The organism is Flavobacterium sp. HJSW_4, assembly GCF_042436695.1.
Lineage (GTDB): Bacteria > Bacteroidota > Bacteroidia > Flavobacteriales > Flavobacteriaceae > Flavobacterium.
The window spans coordinates 102,961-122,004 of the sequence record NZ_JBHNPP010000015.1 but is presented as its reverse complement, the minus strand read 5'-3'; the positions used below and the strand labels follow the sequence as shown (position 1 = coordinate 122,004).

Annotated in this window: 19 protein-coding genes; 14 read left to right on the top strand and 5 right to left on the bottom strand. The window is 33.6% G+C overall.

Going from position 1 to position 19,044, the window contains the following annotated elements; translation table 11 throughout:
- Positions 1 to 68 precede the first annotated feature (68 nt).
- Positions 69 to 800, top strand: coding sequence for a hypothetical protein (locus ACE01P_RS15275; RefSeq protein WP_379699376.1), 732 nt, complete (start codon positions 69 to 71; stop codon positions 798 to 800).
- Between the two features lie 66 nt (positions 801 to 866).
- Here the strand turns inward: ACE01P_RS15275 and rsmG are convergent, their stop codons facing one another.
- Positions 867 to 1,496 (bottom strand): 16S rRNA (guanine(527)-N(7))-methyltransferase RsmG, encoded by a 630-nt coding sequence (gene rsmG, locus ACE01P_RS15270; RefSeq protein WP_379699374.1) that lies wholly within the window; start codon positions 1,494 to 1,496, stop codon positions 867 to 869.
- Between the two features lie 107 nt (positions 1,497 to 1,603).
- Here rsmG and ACE01P_RS15265 point away from each other — a divergent pair, with 107 nt between their 5' ends.
- From ACE01P_RS15265 to ACE01P_RS15240, 6 genes are all read left to right on the top strand, one after another.
- Positions 1,604 to 2,701 (top strand): fatty acid desaturase family protein, encoded by a 1,098-nt coding sequence (locus ACE01P_RS15265; protein WP_379699372.1) that lies wholly within the window; start codon positions 1,604 to 1,606, stop codon positions 2,699 to 2,701.
- Positions 2,702 to 2,775: 74 nt separating this feature from the next.
- Positions 2,776 to 3,966 (top strand): pyridoxal phosphate-dependent aminotransferase, encoded by a 1,191-nt coding sequence (locus tag ACE01P_RS15260; RefSeq protein WP_379699370.1) that lies wholly within the window; start codon positions 2,776 to 2,778, stop codon positions 3,964 to 3,966.
- 369 nt (positions 3,967 to 4,335) lie between these two features.
- Positions 4,336 to 4,791, top strand: coding sequence for a PA2169 family four-helix-bundle protein (locus ACE01P_RS15255; RefSeq protein ID WP_379699368.1), 456 nt, complete (start codon positions 4,336 to 4,338; stop codon positions 4,789 to 4,791).
- 123 nt (positions 4,792 to 4,914) lie between these two features.
- Positions 4,915 to 5,511, top strand: coding sequence for a hypothetical protein (locus ACE01P_RS15250; RefSeq protein WP_379699366.1), 597 nt, complete (start codon positions 4,915 to 4,917; stop codon positions 5,509 to 5,511).
- 14 nt (positions 5,512 to 5,525) lie between these two features.
- On the top strand, positions 5,526 to 6,026 hold the full coding sequence (locus ACE01P_RS15245) for a hypothetical protein (RefSeq protein ID WP_379699364.1): 501 nt from the start codon (positions 5,526 to 5,528) through the stop codon (positions 6,024 to 6,026).
- 101 nt (positions 6,027 to 6,127) lie between these two features.
- Complete coding sequence (locus ACE01P_RS15240) at positions 6,128 to 7,996, top strand: U32 family peptidase (RefSeq protein ID WP_379699362.1); 1,869 nt, start codon at positions 6,128 to 6,130, stop codon at positions 7,994 to 7,996.
- Positions 7,997 to 8,036: 40 nt separating this feature from the next.
- Here the strand turns inward: ACE01P_RS15240 and ACE01P_RS15235 are convergent, their stop codons facing one another.
- The gene (locus ACE01P_RS15235) at positions 8,037 to 8,828 is read right to left on the bottom strand and encodes a hypothetical protein (protein ID WP_379699360.1); all 792 of its coding nucleotides are present in this window, start codon (positions 8,826 to 8,828) and stop codon (positions 8,037 to 8,039) included.
- 427 nt (positions 8,829 to 9,255) lie between these two features.
- Positions 9,256 to 9,726 (bottom strand): hypothetical protein, encoded by a 471-nt coding sequence (locus ACE01P_RS15230; protein ID WP_379699358.1) that lies wholly within the window; start codon positions 9,724 to 9,726, stop codon positions 9,256 to 9,258.
- Positions 9,727 to 9,789: 63 nt separating this feature from the next.
- Between ACE01P_RS15230 and purT the strand changes: the two genes are divergently transcribed.
- From purT to ACE01P_RS15205, 5 genes are all read left to right on the top strand, one after another.
- A complete protein-coding gene (purT, locus tag ACE01P_RS15225; protein WP_379699355.1) occupies positions 9,790 to 10,950 on the top strand; it encodes a formate-dependent phosphoribosylglycinamide formyltransferase in 1,161 nt (386 codons plus the stop codon).
- Positions 10,951 to 10,952: 2 nt separating this feature from the next.
- The gene (locus tag ACE01P_RS15220) at positions 10,953 to 11,273 is read left to right on the top strand and encodes a DUF6370 family protein (RefSeq protein WP_379699353.1); all 321 of its coding nucleotides are present in this window, start codon (positions 10,953 to 10,955) and stop codon (positions 11,271 to 11,273) included.
- Complete coding sequence (locus ACE01P_RS15215) at positions 11,273 to 11,848, top strand: Crp/Fnr family transcriptional regulator (protein WP_073407828.1); 576 nt, start codon at positions 11,273 to 11,275, stop codon at positions 11,846 to 11,848. Before ACE01P_RS15220 ends, ACE01P_RS15215 begins: the two co-directional genes overlap by 1 nt.
- Before the next feature lie 125 nt (positions 11,849 to 11,973).
- Positions 11,974 to 13,218, top strand: a complete 1,245-nt coding sequence (locus tag ACE01P_RS15210) for an AAA family ATPase (protein WP_379699351.1) — start codon at positions 11,974 to 11,976, stop codon at positions 13,216 to 13,218.
- On the top strand, positions 13,215 to 13,796 hold the full coding sequence (locus ACE01P_RS15205; RefSeq protein ID WP_379699349.1) for a hypothetical protein: 582 nt from the start codon (positions 13,215 to 13,217) through the stop codon (positions 13,794 to 13,796). The genes ACE01P_RS15210 and ACE01P_RS15205 overlap by 4 nt, the downstream gene beginning before the upstream one ends.
- Before the next feature lie 126 nt (positions 13,797 to 13,922).
- Here ACE01P_RS15205 and aceA read toward each other — a convergent pair whose 3' ends face one another.
- Positions 13,923 to 15,203, bottom strand: a complete 1,281-nt coding sequence (gene aceA, locus ACE01P_RS15200; RefSeq protein WP_379699347.1) for an isocitrate lyase — start codon at positions 15,201 to 15,203, stop codon at positions 13,923 to 13,925.
- A gap of 183 nt (positions 15,204 to 15,386) precedes the next feature.
- Positions 15,387 to 16,988, bottom strand: a complete 1,602-nt coding sequence (aceB, locus tag ACE01P_RS15195; protein ID WP_379699344.1) for a malate synthase A — start codon at positions 16,986 to 16,988, stop codon at positions 15,387 to 15,389.
- Between the two features lie 211 nt (positions 16,989 to 17,199).
- Here aceB and ACE01P_RS15190 point away from each other — a divergent pair, with 211 nt between their 5' ends.
- Positions 17,200 to 18,681 carry a helix-turn-helix domain-containing protein gene (locus ACE01P_RS15190; RefSeq protein WP_379699405.1) on the top strand — a complete coding sequence of 494 codons (1,482 nt, stop codon included), beginning with the start codon at positions 17,200 to 17,202 and terminating at the stop codon, positions 18,679 to 18,681.
- Positions 18,682 to 18,687: 6 nt separating this feature from the next.
- Positions 18,688 to 19,041, top strand: a complete 354-nt coding sequence (locus ACE01P_RS15185) for a hypothetical protein (RefSeq protein WP_379699341.1) — start codon at positions 18,688 to 18,690, stop codon at positions 19,039 to 19,041.
- Positions 19,042 to 19,044 lie beyond the last annotated feature (3 nt).

Sequence of the window (19,044 nt, the reverse complement as noted above, 5' to 3'; positions counted from 1 at the left end):
ACTCATCCTTTTAATTTTGCTTCATATTAATCAACATTAATAAATCTAATAAAATTAACAGCATAAATATGAGAAACTTAAATAACGTTCCAAAAGTTATCATGGAATCTAAAAGTATCGGTCACGCAATTGATTATAAATGGACAAAAAAGAAAATAAATAAACTTTTAGATCCCATTGAAGGAAACGATGACCTAGAATACACCTTAATGCAAATAAACCATAAAGGCTCAATAGGTTTAACTGCAGCACTATTAGAATGGGTTTACTGGCGTTTTACAGGCTACAGCCAAATAACAAACGATATGCAAAAACGCATTGAAGCTCTTTGGTGCTCTATCAATAATCACGAACAGACGAATCCGTTATTATTTGACACCGATTTTGAAATTCCTGCAACTGGTTCAGTCAATGGGGCATTATGGATTGCTCTAATGAATGTAACCATAATAGATGTAAGATATCGTAAAGGCTCTTACTTTTTACAAAATGACCTTGTTGGATTGGTACTTTTGGCACGCCATATTACACCAAAAAAGAAAAACTTCGACAATTGGTTTACTCAAACTATTGCAAAATTAGCTCAATCTCATCCGAATCCATACAAAAACGATAAGTTGGATGAAAGTGATGAAGCAATCTACGATTCATCAAACGAACCACTAATTTGCCGTGAGTTTTTCTTTGACGAAAAATTTGAATATTCAATTGAAGCATCAGAAAATGCAATTCACGGCTTCATAAACAATTTAGATCATAAGGCAAACAGCTTTTTGAATCTCTCAAAAAAAGCTTCTTAATTTTTAAGCTTTAGTTTTCTTCAAAAAACAACCCATTTAGAAAATTCTAAACGGGTTGTTTAATATTTAAGGTTTAAATTTTAAAGGAAGGTGAACCACTTTTTTTGTTTCAAAAAATTCGTCCTCAAAAAAATCAGCCAGATCATATAAAGTGGTATTTGGAAAATCTTTCAATTCTTCAGTCAAATCGCCTCCTTTTAAATAAAGGATTCCATTTTTCAATTTGTGCTTATGCTGCTTCTTGATTTTATCTTTAATCCATGAAACAAAATCAGGCATATTCGTTACAGCTCGACTTACAATAAAATCAAAATCACCTTTTACTAGTTCTGCACGCTTTTGCTCTGCTTTTACGTTTTTTAATTCTAATGCCTCAGCAACACCTTGAACTACTCTTATTTTTTTTGCAATAACATCAATCAAATAAAAACGAGTTTCAGGAAAAAGAATCGCTAACGGAATTCCAGGAAAACCTCCTCCCGTTCCAACATCTAAAACCGTTGTTCCAGGTTCGAACTTCATAACCTTAGCAATTCCTAATGAATGCAAAATATGTTTTGTATATAATGAATCAATGTCTTTACGCGAAATAACATTGATTTTTTCATTCCAATCGTGGTATAAAAAGTCTAATTTTTGAAATTGTTCGATTTGAAGATCGGTCAAATTGGGAAAATATTTCAATATCTCATCCATTGCTATAAATTTTTAACAAAAGTACTACTTTACGATTGAAATATTTAACTCAATTTTGCAAATTGAAAATTTATAATAATTACCTTTGAAAACTATTTAAAATAAATATGAATAACAGTGCTCCTACTTTTGCAAGGCAAGACAATTTGAAGTTCTTTAGAACTCTTAACTCTCGGGTAAACAATTATTTCAAAGAAAATAATATTAAAAAAACCGGAAACTGGCAGTTACATTTAAAAGCTGTTATTTTGTTTGCTGTTTTCTTAACTCCATATTTTTTAATCCTTACGCTTAACATGCCTTTTTGGGTAATGCTCCTTTTATCAATAGTAATGGGTGTCGGAATGGCTGGTGTTGGAATGAATGTAATGCACGATGGAAATCACGGCTCATACTCAACCAAAAGCTGGATCAACAAATTTATGGGCGGAACAATTTATGTTTTGGCTGGAAATGTTTACAACTGGCAAGTGCAACATAATGTATTACACCATACTTATACTAATATTCCAGGACACGATGAAGATTTGGATGCAGGAAGAATTATCCGTTTTACAGAACATGCAGAATGGCATAGTTTTCACCGTTTTCAGCATTACTATTCGGTATTCTTATATGGTTTATTGACTTTCAATTGGGCTATTACGACCGATTTTAAGCAAATGCGTAATTACATAAAAAGAAAATTATCTTACGGAGAACCTAAAAGCCCAAAAATTCTTTGGACAACTTTAATTATTACAAAAATCATCTACGCTTCAATATGGATTGTATTACCAATGGTAATTGGAATCACATGGTGGAAAGTTCTTGTTGGATTTTTCGTAATGCATTATACAACTGGACTAATCTTAAGTATTGTTTTCCAATTGGCACACGTTGTTGATCACACTACAAATCCGGCGCCAAATGAATTGGGTGAAATGGAAAATACTTGGGCAATTCACCAATTGTACACAACAACAAATTTCGCTCCTAAAAATGCAATTGTAAACTGGTATACTGGAGGATTGAATCATCAAATTGAACATCATATTTTTCCACACATAAGTCACATTCATTATGGTAAAATTGCAAAAATCGTGAAAGAAACTGCAAGAGAATGTAATTTACCGTATTACGAATATAAAACAATGCGAAGCGCTATTGTAGCTCACTTTAAGCATTTACGTGATTTGGGAATGAAACCAGAATTAGCCGTTTAAAACTAAAAAGAAATCTATTAATAATTAACCTTCCTTAAACAACACAGCTATTTAAGGACATCAAAAATTTTATAATGAATCATATTCTTTCGGACAGAATCAACAACTTAGCGACTTCGCAAACATTAGCAATGGCTGCTTTAGCACGCGAATTAAAAGCACAAGGAAAAGACATTATCAGCTTAAGTTTAGGTGAGCCAGACTTCAACACACCTGATTTTATTAAAGAAGCTGCAAAGAAAGCAATCGACGAAAATTACAGCACATATTCTCCTGTTGACGGTTATGTAGAACTTAAAGAAGCTATCTGCAGAAAATTCAAAAGAGACAATGATTTAGAGTACAAACCATCTCAAATCGTAGTTTCTACAGGAGCAAAACAATCATTATACAACATTGCTCAGGTAATGTTAAACGACGGTGACGAAGTTATTTTGCCAGCACCTTACTGGGTTTCTTATTTCGAAATCGTAAAACTTTCTGGCGGAGTTCCTGTAGAAGTTCCAACTTCTGTAGAAACAGATTTCAAAATCACTCCAGAGCAATTAGAAGCGGCAATTACACCAAAAACAAAAATGATGTGGTTCTCTTCTCCATGTAATCCTTCAGGATCTGTTTACAGCAGAGAAGAATTAACAGCTTTAGCTAAAGTTTTAGAAAAACACCCAAATATTTACGTTGTTGCAGACGAAATCTATGAGCACATCAATTTCTCTGGAACTTTCTGCAGTATCGGTTCTATCCCAGGAATGTTAGAAAAAACAATCACTGTAAACGGAGTTGCAAAAGCATTCGCAATGACAGGATACAGAATTGGTTACATCGGAGCTCCAGAATTCATCGCAAAAGCGTGTACAAAAATTCAAGGACAAGTAACTTCTGGTGCAAATTCTGTTGCACAAAGAGCTACAATCACAGCTGTAGATGCAGATCCAAGCGTATTAAACGAAATGGTTCAAGCTTTCCACGGACGTAGAGATTTAGTTGTTGGATTATTAAAAGAAATTCCAGGAGTAAAAATCAATGTTCCAGAAGGTGCATTCTACGTATTCCCAGACGTTTCTTCTTTCTTCGGAAAAACTTTAAAAGGACACGAAATTAAAGATGCAAACGACGTTTCTATGTATCTTTTAGCAGAAGCAAACGTTGCAACTGTAACTGGAGATGCTTTCGGAAATCCAAACTGTATCCGTTTCTCTTACGCAACAAGCAACGACATTTTAAAAGAAGCATTACGCAGAATCAAAGAAGCTTTGACTGCATAACAATATTCTAAGTTTTATAAAAACGGCTTAAGGTTCAAAAGTTTCATCACTTTTATACTTTAAGCTGTTTTTTTTATGGGCGTATTTCGCCGCGGCGAACCGGGCTATCCGCTATATCTTTTATGGTGAACCCCACCATAAAAGGATATCGCTCCTATCCCTCACGCAAAACGGTAAATTAGAAGCATCATTTTCAAAAAACTTTCAAGCATCTAAAATTGGTGAGATTTGAAAAATTCGTGGCGGATAAAAAAGCAGTTTCAAAATTCCCATTCTACAATATTATAAAACCTCGATTGTAATCCTGTAAAACAAAGCGCTTTATAATTGCAAACTTTGTAACATATTAATTTCAAAAAATTATATGTCATGACACATGCAGAAGAAACCACAACAGAAACAATTAAAACCTTAGAAGGATTAATTTCAATTCTTGAAGATGGAAAATTAGGATATACAAATGCAGCAGAGCATGTAGAAAATCCAGCAATGAAAACCGATTTCCTTGAATATGCCCGCGAACGAGCTTTATTTATTGTAGAGTTGCAAAACCAAATCAACAAACTAGGAAAATCAACAGATACTTCTGGCGGTGGACCACTTGGAGCTTTACACAGAACTTGGATTGATATCAAATCTGCTTTTACCGGAGGCGATACCGAAGCCATCATAGGTGCTTGCATTACTGGTGAAGAAGCCGCTATCGAAAAATACAAAATGGCACTCGAAGAAAACCATTTGGAACACGATCAGATTTATATCGTTTCAAAACAATTGAATAGTATTCAAAATACTTTATCACAAATTAAAATGAGAGCAAATTAGTCGATCGATTCATGCTTTTTTTTTTGAAAACTGCTCGATCTTCGGATCGGGCGGTTTTTTTGTTTTCATTAAAACTGAAAAAAACTTATTTTCGCCACAACCAATTACTAACCAATAACCTAAATGAAATTAATTCTACGCCTAATTTTTATCTCTACTCTTTTTACAATTTCTTTTTCTCATTCAACAAAAGCACAGCCAAAAATAAGCCAATCAATAAATGTTGCAATAGGTTTTGCGTCCAGTAGCTCTTATTACGTTGAAGATTATGGCAGTCAAAACGAAATAGATGTTATGGGAAGCGGACTTTATTTGCAAGCAGAATATGTTTTCGGAATAACTTCGTGGTTTGGAGTAAAACCGTATGCCGCTACAATTTCTACAAAAGTCGATGGAAATCAGAGTTATTCAAACCAACCGCAATACAAAGTAAATACTCGCGCTTTGTTAGTTGGAGGAAAAGTACGTTTTTGTGCGCCAATTCCGTGGGTAGCACCTTTTATTGAAGGAGGAATCGGAGCTTCAATTGGAACATTTCAAACCTTTACACCCGCTGTTAATTTTCACAAAGATGATGTTTTACTTCATATTCCATTCAGTATCGGATTAGCCGTTGGAAGAAAAAACAATATCGAACTCGCAGTTTCAGGTTATTTTCATCCAGCAGCAAAACAATCAACTGGGATATTTTCGGCAGGTTTTACTTTTCCAATAGATTAATTCAAAAAATAAAAATGATAAACAAAAAAAGATTGCTAAGTTTAGCTTTGCCTTTAACGGTTATCTTATTTATACTTTTCACAAAATGGTGGATTGTTGATGTGATTGACGGTTCTGATTGTGTCACATATGGATTTCCTTTAATATACAAAGCGCCAGCATTTCATACTTCCCTAGCACAGCAATTTTTTATAGTGGAGTTCCTTATTGATTTTCTGACCTATTTTTTAATCGTCTTCACATTATTATTTTCGATAGATAAGTTTGGACTCAAAATTAAATTAAATAAAAAACTGCTTATAATCATTTATACAATAGCAGCAATACTATTTGGAATTGAAGTATTATTAGCAACAGTTTTTGAAACTAGTTTTTCTGTCAAACGAAATTTTGATATTGAGATAAAACAAACTGGATTTAAATTTTACTTCTCTGAGGAAGAAAGAAAGAAAGATATACCACAAGTTACATCAATAAATAAAGATCTTAACCATCATCATTCCATATTAAGTTAACAATTTCAAAAAAATCGCTTCATCTCTAGCAAACTCAAATAATTTATTAGACCTTTGCACACTTTTTTCCGTGAATACCACAAAAGGCTAAAGTTTTAGAAATGAAGAAGAAAATAGAAATATTAGCTCCAGCTAGAGATTTAATTGGCGGAATGGCAGCTATTAACAGCGGTGCAGATGCAGTATATATTGGTGCGCCACAATTTGGAGCACGTTCTAATGCCAACAATTCAATTGAAGATGTTGCTGCATTGGTAAAATATGCGCACTTATTTAACGCTCAGGTTTTTGTGGTAATGAATACCATTTTATACGACAACGAATTAGATACGTGTCGTGCCATGATTTGGGAATTATACGGTATTGGTGTCGATGCCTTGATTATTCAAGATATGGCGATTATGGAAATGGACTTGCCTCCTATCGTACTTCACGCCAGCACACAAGCCAATAACCGTGACGCAGACAAAATCAAATTCTTGAAAGATGCCGGAATCAAACGTGTGGTTTTAGCACGTGAGTTAAACTTGCATCAAATTAAAACAATCTACGACGAAGCTGATGTTGAACTAGAATTCTTCGTAACTGGAGCACTTTGTGTATCCTTCAGTGGAAACTGTTATATGAGTGTGGCAAACGGAGAACGTAGCGCAAACCGTGGTTCTTGTGCTCAAAACTGCCGTTTACCTTATAACTTAATCGACGGAAACGGAGATACTTTAATCAGAAACAGTCACTTGCTTTCGATTAAAGATTTAGATGTTTCAGATCAGATTCCAAATTTGATCGAAGCGGGAATTGTTTCTTTCAAAATTGAAGGAAGATTAAAAGACGTTGCTTACGTTAAAAACAACGTTTCATACTTACGTCAAAAATTAGACAGTTATTTAGAAGGAAGCGATAAATACATCAAAGCTTCTTCTGGAAAATGTACATACACTTTCGATTCAACTTTAAACAAAACCTTCAACCGTGGTTATACCGATTATTTCGTAAACGAAAGACACGCTAGTATCGGTTCTTGGGAAAGTCCAAAATCTAAAGGGCAATATATTGGTAAATTAATCCGTACAATTGGAGACGCTTACGAAATCGAAAACGGTGAATTACTAAACAACGGTGACGGACTTTGCTTCATCAATGAAAATAACGAAGCTGACGGAATCTATGTAAACAAAGCCGAAAACGGAAAAGTTTATCCAAACGTTCTAAAAGAAATCAAAGACGGAACTTTCATTTACCGTAATAACGATGTCGCTTTCATCAAAATTGTTGAAAGAGAAGACAGTGCGATCCGTAAAATTGGAACGACTTTGTTACTTACCGAAAACGAAAATGGTTTCGAATTAATCGCAACCGACGAAGACGGGAACGTAAGCACAGTAAAATTAGAGCACGCAAAAGAGCAGACAAAAACTGGCGAATCGATCGAAGAAAACATTAAAGTTCAATTGGCAAAAACAGGTTTCACACCTTACAGCGCTGACGAAATCAACGTAATGTTCTCTCAAAACTGGTTCCTTCCTATTTCAAAAATCAACGAAATGAGAAGAAATGTTTTCGAACAATTATCAGAAATTCGTTTGGCTAATTACAAACGCGAAGAACACCAATTGGTAAAAACTTCACATCCTTATCCAGAAACTAAACTGGATTTCATGTACAACGTTTCGAACAAAACAGCTCGTAAATTCTACGAACGTCACGGTGTTACCGAAATCGAAAAAGCATTCGAATTACAATGGGATCCAGGAAAATCTCGTGTAATGACAACTAAATATTGCATCAAATACGAATTAAAAAAATGTCCGATACACCAAAAAGACATTGTTGGTGTTAAGGTCAAAGAACCATTGGTTTTAAAACAGGGCGAATTAGAATACAAACTAAAATTCAACTGCAAACCTTGCGAAATGGAAATCTGGGAAAAAGATGCCGAATTTGAAATCGAAGAAGATCAATTTCATTAATATAAAAAAAGCGATACTGAATTCAGTATCGCTTTTTTGTTTATTTCTTCTTTGTCGTTGTAGTTTTAGCCTTTGGATCTGGTGGCGTAATCTTTATTTTTGTCGCCTTAAGTGTTGATTTTGACTCCACTTTTTTCTCTTTTTTAGCATTATACAAATTCACAACCTTTTCAATATCATCATATTTGTATTCTTTATCTTCAATTTTTTTAGCAATTTCAGGATTGTCGCTAAAATAATAAACTCCATACTCCTTAAAAAAAGCATTATATCCAGCAGAAAGAGCATTAGAACTCATAGAAACCAGCACAGGATAATCTTCATTGCTTCTTTTTAAGTAATGATTTATTTCTTTAGAAACGACCTGCATTTTCTTTACTTTAGTCTTTTCTTGCGTTTTATCATCCTCAACCTTAACCTCTTTTATTCCGTATTCTTCACCGCCCAAATACAGAGAAGCCTTGCCCGTCATAATTTTACAGATCCAATTTTCATCAATAACCTTAAATTCTGTTCCCTTCTTTTTATAAACCTTTGTTTTCGTTCTTATAAAAGTGTAAGACAGTTTTTTATTATCATCCAAAATCTGAATCGAATCTATATCGGCACTAGCATACTTTTCATTCTCCTCGCCAACTTTAATCTTTACTTTTTTATCCGTAAACGAAGGAAAATTAACTATTCCGCTAATTTTTTGTTGGTCTTTTTTAAAAATTACAGCATTAGCTTTTTGTTCTCCCATTCCAAACTTAAAAGTAATTCCAGCAGATTGTGAGTGAACTAAAGATGTAATGCATAAAGCACTCAGTATTAAAATAAAATTTATTCTCATCTTATGATTATATTTGTTTTGCGCGCAAATATAAAAATATAGAAAAGCTTACATCTGAAATTTCTAAATTAATTTAACCTGAATTTTCTACACATACCTGTAGACGTTATTCATAAATAAAAACATCTAAATTTGGGCGTGCCCCTCCGGGTCGGGCTATCCGTTTCAAGTCCTCGCCTGTTCGTTCCTCACGGCTGTGGGCTTTCCACTTCTATCCCTCACACAAACGGGTTAACGAGAAATGTCATTTCCAAAAGAAATTTAAATCCTTTAAAATCCCCCACAATCTTGTCATTTCGAGGAGCGAGAAATCACACGCGGAATTCCGGAAAGTAAATTACCAATCTTTGTTGAGTTTCTAGTGTGATTTCTCGCTCCTCGAAATGACAAGATTATGTTTATTTAATCTAAAAAATAAACCTTACAATCAATTACTATCTCCATATTCAGTTCTATAATCAATATCGAACTCTACATATTCTTTTATTGTTCGATCTACACTTCTTATCCAGCCTTCAGACGAACTCCAAGGATGAGCTTCATATATTTGCGGATCATCTCCTTCATCTAAATAAACAAAAAAGAATTGATCACTATATACCTCTATAACATAGTAAGGTTTAAAAATAACTCTTGCCTTTTCCTTCAGATGCTCTCGAAACATTTCTTGCATTTCTTTTTGATTATCATTTATTCCAAGATCGAAAGTATAGGAGTATTCCCCAGACAAAAAAAGTAATTCTCTTAAGGATTTTGGAAAGTGATTCCCATTATTATAAAGTTTTTCAAGATCTTGAATTTCATCCATGTTAATTCCTTTTATTTCAAACCTAAACTCATCCCGCTTAGAATATTTTTTTGGATTATTTTTTAATTTCTGTAAATACTCTATTTCCATAACTCAATTAAATTATAATTAAAAATAGCTATTTTTGTTTACTCAACAATACACTACTCCAAAATGAAAATACTACTTCTAGGTTCAGGCGAATTAGGCAAAGAATTTGTCATCGCTGCACAACGAATCGGACAAACTATAATTGCAGTTGATAGTTACGAAAATGCACCAGCAATGCAGGTTGCACAGGGTTTTGAAGTCATTAATATGCTTGATGGTGAAGCGCTTGATCGAATCGTAGCCAAACACAAACCCGATTTCATCGTTCCCGAAATAGAAGCCATTCGCACCGAACGTTTTTACGATTACGAAAAGCAAGGAATCACTGTTGTTCCTTCAGCGAAAGCGGCCAATTTTACCATGAATCGTAAAGCAATTCGCGATTTAGCAGCAAAAGAACTCGGATTACGGACAGCAAAATACCAATACGCAACATCGGCAGAGGAACTTCAAAAAGCAGTTCAAGAAGTCGGAATTCCGTGCGTAGTAAAACCATTAATGTCTTCTTCCGGAAAAGGACAATCGACAATCAAATCTGAAAGTGACATCGAAAAAGCTTGGCAATACGCTGTTGCAGGTTCACGTGGTGACGTTATCGAAGTTATTGTAGAAGCTTTTGTAGATTTCAATTCAGAAATTACTCTTTTAACGATTACTCAAAATAGCAATCCAACTTTATTCTGCTCGCCAATTGGTCACAGACAAGAAAGAGGCGATTATCAGGAAAGCTGGCAGCCTGCTTTGGTTTCAGAAAAAGATTTATACGAAGCTCAAGATATGGCCGAAAAAATTACCGAAGCGCTTGGCGGTGCGGGACTTTTTGGTGTTGAATTTTTCCTAACCAACGAAGGCGTTTATTTTTCTGAACTTTCACCACGTCCGCACGATACCGGAATGGTAACTTTAGCAGGAACTCAAAACTTCAACGAATTCGAATTGCATTTAAGAGCGATTTTAAGTCTTCCAATTTTCGAAATTACTTTAGAAAAAGCGGGAGCAAGCGCTGTAATTTTAGCTTCAGAAGATTCTACAAATCCAACTTTTACAGGAATTGAAAAAGTAGCCGCTTTACCTAAAACCGATTTCAGAATTTTTGGAAAACCAACTTCAAGACCTTACCGAAGAATGGGAGTCGTTTTAAGTCACGATACGCTTTCAACTCCAATCAACGAAGTAACAGAGCGCGCAAAAGAAACCGCGAAATTAATAACTGTAAATTCTTAACTATGAAAAATATATTATTAGCGACTTTCCTTTTTATTGGAATCGCTATACAAGCACAAAGCACAAAGAAATTTGATAAACCAACAGTAGTTGAAGCTTCATGCGGAGAATGCCAATTCGGAATGAAAGGCAAAAGCTGTGATTTGGCTGTCCGCATTGACGGAAAAAGCTATTTTGTTGACGGAACAACGATTCACGATCACGGAGACGCGCATTCAGAAAAAGGTTTTTGCAATGCAATCAGCAAAGCTTTAGTTACGGGAGAAATCGTAAACAATAGATTCAAAGCGATTTCATTTACTTTAATTGATGATAAAAAATAATGGCATTAATACTTGAAAACATTGCCAAACACGTTTCTCTGACTCCAGAAGAACAGGCGCTTTTTTTATCTAAATTAGAAACCAACACATACAAAGCCAAAACGCTTTTATTGAATGCTGGCGAAGTTTGCAAACATTCGTATTTTGTAAATTCTGGAATTTTAAGAAGTTTCAATATCAACGATAATATTGTCGAACATGTACTTTCATTTGCCTGCGAAGGCTGGTGGATGAGCGACATGTACAGCTTTTTTTCGCAGAAACCAGGACAACTTTTTATTGAAGTTTTAGAAGAAGCAGAAGTAGTTTCATTATCGAAAGAAAATCAGGAACAATTATATCTTGAAATACCTAAATTGGAACGTTTTTTCAGAATTTTAATTGAAAACTCATTAGTTGCCAATCAACAGCGATTAATGGACAACTTAAGCTTACCTGCCGAAGAACGTTTTGAAAAGTTCACTAAAAAATACGGAACATTAGTTCATAAAGTCCCTCAAAAACAAATCGCATCTTTCATTGGCGTAACACCTGAATTTTTCAGCAAAATGAAAGCAAGACTTTTAAAGAAATAGTTTTTAACATATTGCAACAATTCTTTATTTTACCTCTATAATTTTAACATACTAGATATTTGGCAAATAGAGAGAAATTGGCTTTTAATAAAATAAACTATCTTTGTTTTATAAATATTTAAAGAATGATTACAATTAAAATTGAACATATAGGCCCTATAAGTAAAGTTAATATTAATCTCAATAAAATTAATATAATTATTGGTCCTCAAAGTAGTGGAAAAAGTACTATTGCGAAAATTATTAGCTATTGCCAATGGGTCGAAAAAAGACATATTCTTGATGGAGATTTTAATTATGATTTTAAAGAACAATTCATCGAATTCCACAGAATCAGTGATAGCTATTTTAGTAAAAGTTCCTTAATTGAATATGAAAGTGAATTTATAAAATTCTCATATAAAGGCTTAAAACATAAATTCTCTATTAAAAAAAGTAATAAAAGCACAAAGTATTTAAAATCGAAGAATATATATATTCCAGCTGAAAGAAATTTTGTTTCTGTAATACCAAATTTAAGTAAATACAAAGAAACAAATGATAATATAATGAGTTTTTTATATGACTGGTATGATACCAAAAAAAAATACAAAAAGAAAAATACTCTAAAAATATTAAATTTAGAAGTTTCATATTATCATTCCGAGAATACTGATTCAGATATAATTCAATTAAATAAAATTAACAAAGAAATTTCTTTACAAAATGCTTCAAGTGGATTACAATCAGTGATTCCATTAACTATGATCATTGACTATCTATGTAATGGATTTTTCAGCGAACGAATTTCTAATTCTGTTTCAGAAAAAGATGAAATGGCAAAGATATTAGTTAATAATTTTTTAGATATTTTTAACATTGACAGAATTCATGATTTTGAAAAAACTCCCGAGGGCAATCGACAAATTAAACTATCAAATATAGAAGCAAGAAAACTTACTGAAATAATGAATTCCAGAAGTAAATATCATTATTCAAGTTTTGTTGTAGAAGAACCAGAACAAAATTTATACCCAGAAACTCAACGTGATTTTATATACTATTTAATTGAAAATTTAAATAATCCTGACAGAAATCACAAAGCTCTCTTAACAACTCATAGTGCTTATATATTGTATGCTTTAAATAATTGCATGATGGGCTATAGGATTAAAGATTCGATAGATGAATCGGAAAAAAATGAATTTGAAAGTTTTAAATCATGGATTAATCCAGACTTGGTCTCAGTATGGGAAATAGATTCTTCAAATGGAACATTAAAAAACATTAAAGACTTAAAAACAGGAACTTTAAGTAAAAACTATTTTAATCAGTTTACAAATGAATTATTGGATGAATATTACAAAATGTTAAGTTATTTGGAAATATGAGAGATAATATTGAAGAAATATTACCTGAACACAATCTACAACTTACAAATTCTCCAAACATATATATTGTAGATTATAAAAATATAAATGGCGAAGGCATTGTAATGCATGAAACCAAACCTGATCCTAAATATGTTTTACTTGAAAACTTGACACCTATAGGCATTTATTTCGATGGTTTTGAAGATAATGCATTACCTCTCGAAGAGCCTGGCGTTTGCAATTCTCAGTGTGAATGCGTACTTTTCCCAGAAGAGTGCAATCAAAATGACTGGATACTTTTTATAGAAATGAAATATGCGAATGATAGAGAAGCTGCCTTTAGAGAGAATCGTGATTATCCAAATTGTATGATAAATCAAATTTTGGAGACGGTCAAATATTTTAGAGATAAAAAGATTATCCCTGAAGAAAAAAGAGTCAATGCTATTGTTTCATTTCCAAATCTAATAGAAGAATTCAGCAGTACTTTTTTTACTGGAAGAATGTCAATGGACGATATTTTATATGATCATAAAATATTAATTAGAGCTACTAATTCTGGAACTATTAAAAGTCCTAAAAGAATTTACATATAGGTTATTAAAAATCCAAGTTTTTATAAACAGATTTTTTATTACAGAAAAATTTAGTAAATCTCAATAATGTCTTCGCGTTAAAAGCTTAAAACCTAGTTCAATGTTGAACTAGGTTTTTTTTGTGAATTAAAATTGCTCAACCTCCGTAGAATGTTCCATTGCTGTTATTGAGGATCTTCCAATCATAACCGTATTTTGAACAGCATCAAAATAAGAAGTTCCCACAAAAGCCTGATGTTTTACAGCTCGGAATCCATTTTTTTGTAAAGCAAATTCTCTTTCCTGCAATTCAGAATATCCTGCCATGCCACGTTCTTTGTACGCTTTAGACAATTCGAACATACTTGTATTCAAAGCGTGGAATCCTGCCAAAGTGATGAATTGAAAACTATATCCCATTGCTGCTAAATCTTCTCTGAAGGTTTCCATTTCGGCAACTGATAATTTCGCTGCCCAATTGAAAGAAGGCGAACAATTGTACGCCAGCATTTTATCTGGAAATTCTTTTTTTATAGCTTTTGCAAATTTTCTAGCGTAATCTAAATCGGGATTGCTGGTTTCCATCCAAATCAAATCGGCGTATGGAGCATAACTCAAACCTCTTGCAATTCCTTGGTCAATTCCGTTGTTTACATAGAAGAAACCTTCAGCCGTTTTTTCTCCTGTTAAGAATTTTCGATCTCTTGGATCTGCGTCGCTTGTCAGCAAATTAGCCGCATCAGCATCTGTTCGGGCAACGATTAAAGTTGGAACTCCCATAACATCCGAAGCCAGTCGAGCAGCAATCAATTTATTAATCGCCTCTTGTGTCGGAACCAAAACTTTTCCGCCTAAGTGTCCACATTTTTTAGCAGAACTTAATTGATCTTCAAAATGAACTCCAGAAGCTCCGGCCTCAATCATTGATTTCATTAATTCGAAAGCGTTTAAGTTTCCTCCAAAACCTGCCTCAGCATCGGCCACAATTGGAACTAAATAATCTTTTCTATCTTCAATTTTATTTACAGTCTGAATCTGGTCGGCACGCAATAAAGCATTATTGATCTTTTTTACCACCATCGGAACGCTATTTACAGGATACAGCGACTGATCTGGATACATTTCGCCCGCCAGATTTGCATCAGCGGCAACCTGCCATCCGCTCAAATAAATTGCTTCTAAACCAGCATCCACTTCCTGAATCGCCTGATTTCCTGTTAAAGCCCCCAAACCCGCTACATAATCCTGACTTTTTAACTTTCTCCATAATTTCTCTGCACCCATTTTTGCAATAGAATGCTCAATTTTATACGATCCCTGTAGCGTCACTACTTCACTCGCAGTGTAAGGACGCTCCACTCCTTTCCATCTCGGGTTCGTAATCCAATCGTTAATCAATTCCTGAATTCTGTCTTCTGTTGTTTTCATAAATAGTATAGTTAAGTGGTTTGTTAGTAAGTTTACAGTCGCAGTTTTCCGTGTTCAGTTTCTTACTGGACTTAAAAATCTGCGTAGATTTTTTATTCTCATTTTATCTGCTTGATCTGCAAAATCTGCGAGAGAAAATTTTTAGCTCGCAGATTACGCAGATTGAGCAGATTTTATTTTAAATTATAAGTACTTATAGCATGGAATCGTCAAGAAATCAACGAAATCTAGATTTACAACTAGTCTTTCCAAAACTTTTTCAGCTAATGGAAATTGCTGTTCTTCGTGTTTTTCTTCGCCTAATTCCGTTTTGATTTTCTGGAATTCATCCAAAGCCAATTCGTGATAATACGCCAAATCTAATTTTCGGCCGTTATCCAAAATCACTTTATTCTGAAGCCACTGCCATAACTGCGATCTTGAAATTTCGGCAGTTGCTGCGTCTTCCATTAAATTATGCAAAGCAGCAGCACCTTGTCCGTTCAGCCATGAAGCCAAGTATAAAACCGCAACATTGATGTTTTTTCGAACACCATTTTCAGTAATCAATCCAATTGGTGGTTCAATTAAATCTTCTTCAGTTATTTTGCGATGTTCTCTTTTAATATGAATCTGGTTTGGCGTTGGCATTCCTTTATCAAAAATTTCTTTTGCTAAAACAACTAAGTCTGGATGTGCTACCCAAGTTCCGTCGTGACCGTTTTTAACTTCACGCTCTTTATCGGTTTTTACTTTCGCAAAAGCGATCGCATTGGCTTCATCATTATTCCGAATCGGAATTTGAGCTGCCATTCCGCCAATCGCATGAATTCCGCGTTTGTGACATCTCTGAATTACCAAATTTGAATACGCATTCATAAAAGGCGAAGTCATATTTACCTGATCGCGATCTGGAACAATGAATTTTGGATTTTTTCTAAACTTTTTAATGTATGAGAAAATATAATCCCAACGTCCGCAGTTCAAGCCAACGATATGTTCTTTCAATTCGTAAATGATTTCATCCAACTGAAAACTTGCTGTAATCGTTTCAATTAGAACCGTCACTTTTATCGTTCCTCTTTTCAGTTTCAAATAATCTTCCGTAAAATCAATTATACTGTTCCACCATCTTGCTTCCAGATAATGTTCTAATTTCGGAATGTAGAAATACGGCCCAGAATTATTTTCTAAAAGTCTTTTATGGTTATGGAAAACATACAAACCAAAATCTACAAGCGAACCAGAAACCTCGTTTCCATCAACTAAAACATGTTTTTCAGGAAGATGCAAACCTCTCGGACGCACGATAAGTGTTGCGATTTTTTGATTTAAATGATACGATTTCTGTTTCACCAAATCAGTATATGTAATGGTTTTGTTTACCGCGTCTATTAAATTCACTTGTCCATCCATTAGGTTTTTCCAAGTTGGAGAAGTACTATCTTCAAAATCAGCCATGAAAGTTTTCGCGCCCGAATTCAAAGCATTGATAATCATTTTACGATCAACAGGTCCAGTAATCTCCACTCTTCTGTCTAATAAATCTTTCGGGATTTCTCCAGCTGTCCAATTACCTTCTCTGACGCTTTTTGTTTCTGGAGTAAAAACCGGCATGACGCCCTGATCAAAAGCAACTTGTTTTTGATCTCTTTGCAAAAGCAATAATTTTCTTTGCGATTCGAATTTTTTATGCAATTCGGTAATAAACGCAGTCGCTTCTTCGGTCCAGATTTTTGGATAAGCAAGCTTTTTGTCGGCCAGAATTTCTAAAGCCACTTCAGTAATCTCTAATTGGTTTTTCATAGCTGCAGATTTTAATTTTTATTGGGTTAAAAAGTTTTTCTTCTTAATCCTTTTTCATTTTATCAAAACAAATATTTCATAACTAACTCATAATTAATTCGTTTCGATAGTACAATGTTATAAAAAAGTTTTTTACAAAACAAGCGAACGTTCGCTAAATTTAAAAAATATTTATTTTGCGATTGTTTTTAGAATGTCTATATTTGACATTATGGATATCGAAAAAGACTATATAAAGCTGATTTTTGGGCTAAAACTCAAGCAAGTTCGTACACAAAAAAACTTGTCACTTTTTGGTTTGGCCAAACTGACTAATCTTTCAAAATCGTATTTAAACGAGATTGAAAAGGGGAAAAAATATCCCAAAACAGATAAAATTTTGCTTTTATGCGAACATTTGGACGTGACTTATGACCAAATGGTGTCTTTAAAACTCGATAACAACCTCGCTCCGATTGGCGAAATCTTGAAATCTGGAATTTTAAAAGAGATTCCGTTAGAGCTTTTCGGAATTCAGGAAGCCGATTTAATTGATATTATTGCGAATGCTCCAGCAAAAGTCAATGCATTTATTAGTACAATTATTGAAATTGCACAGCATTATAATTTAAGCCGGGAAAGTTTTTTCCTTGCTGCTTTACGTTCATATCAGGAAGCGCACAGCAATTATTTTGAAGATTTAGAAGAAAAAGTAATCGCTTTTTCGAAGTCATTTCAAATTAATTTAGATTCCAAAATCAGTATTGAAGAACTGGAAGCGATTTTAAAAGAAGAATACGAATACAACATAAAAGAAATTGCTTTTACCGATCAGGAAGCTTTAGACGATTTACGCTCGATTTATGTTCCAAAAAGCAGAACTTTATTGCTTTCAACCGAATTAGATGATCCGCAAAAGGCTTTTATTTTAGCCAAAGAAATAGCTTATAATTATTTAAAAATTTCAGATCGCCTTCTGACTTTCAGCTGGATTAAATTTGAAAATTTTGATCAGGTTTTGAATAATTTTTACGCTTCTTATTTTGCGGGTGCTTTGCTTTTACCAAGAAAATTGGTTGTAAACAAAATCAATGCTTTTTTAGAAAACGAAAATCCAAAACCGGAAGAATTTGTGACGCTAATTGAAAGTTTTGAAGTTTCACCTGAATCTTTTTATCAGCGATTAACCAATTTATTACCAAAAGATTTTCAACTGAAAAACCTTTTCTTTTTGAGATTATCACATAGAGTTGGCTCCGATTTTTATCAAATCAACAAAGAACTTCACATCACACATCAGCAGGAACCGCACGCTAATGAAACGAATGAACATTATTGCAGAAGATGGGTTTCGGTAAAAACCATTGATGAGGCGATCAAACAAAATAAACCTCATTTTTTTGATGCTCAGATTTCGAGTTATGCCAACAGCGGAAATGAATATTTGGTTTTTTCATCGGCTACAAAAGATCCTTTTGCTGAAAATTATATCCGAAGTATTTCGGTTGGAATTTTAATTAATCCGACAATGAAAAAGAAATTTAAATTCATTGATGGAAAACCTTTGGTAAAACGAATTGTAGGTGTAACTTGCGAAACCTGTGCCGTACAAGATTGTTTAGAACGAACTGCCCCACCAATTGTTTTGGAGAAGAAAAAACGTCATGAGAAAACAGATGCAGTTGTTCAGGAGTTTATTAATCAATTTAGTTAGAATAACATGAAATTTTTCACTTTAATAATAGCGCTGATTTCTATTAACTTCAACCAGAAAACAGACAAACTTAATGGACGTTATAATTATTTAATCGAAGATGAAAATCAATATATTCAAAAGGATAAAATAACTTTTAAGGATAGTATTTTTGTTTTTGACAATAAGTATATGCCAAAAGGAAAGGTTTCTTATGGGAATGCAATACTGCTAGAGAACTTCATTAATACTGATTTAATTATTACAATTTCGAAAGATCAGATTCAAAAAGATACTATTGAATTTGATATGCATGATAAGAATGATGCTAATTACCTAAATGCAACGACTGGAAAAGGGATATTGATTAGAATAAAATAGTTT